The organism is Vogesella mureinivorans, assembly GCF_007644035.1.
In the GTDB taxonomy this organism is placed as follows: Bacteria; Pseudomonadota; Gammaproteobacteria; order Burkholderiales; family Chromobacteriaceae; genus Vogesella; species Vogesella mureinivorans.
In genome coordinates this window covers 1-269 of the sequence record NZ_VMTV02000080.1, presented here as the reverse complement: position 1 = coordinate 269, position 269 = coordinate 1, and the positions used below count along the sequence as shown (strand labels likewise).

Below are 269 nucleotides of genomic sequence, written 5' to 3'. Positions count from 1 at the left end.
ACCCGCTGCGATGATGGCAGCGACACAGGCCCCTGCGTCCTCGCTGGAATCAAAACCGAAAAGGACAGGCCGTGCACCTTCAGGCGTGGGAATTAAGCGCAGTATCGCTTCGGTCACGATGCCAAGCTGGCCTTCCGATCCAATTACCAAACCGAGCAGATTGAGCCCGGGAACGTCCATGGCGTCGCCGCCCAGTTCAATGATCGTGCCGTCGATCAGAACGAGTTTAACGCCCAGGACATTGTTGGAGGTGACGCCATATTTAAGGC

Annotated in this window: 1 protein-coding gene; it reads right to left on the bottom strand. The window is 57.2% G+C overall.

The features are described 5' to 3' along the window. On the bottom strand, positions 1–269 hold a 269-nt coding region (locus tag FLQ44_RS02035), incomplete at both ends, for an FAD-binding oxidoreductase (protein WP_369126592.1).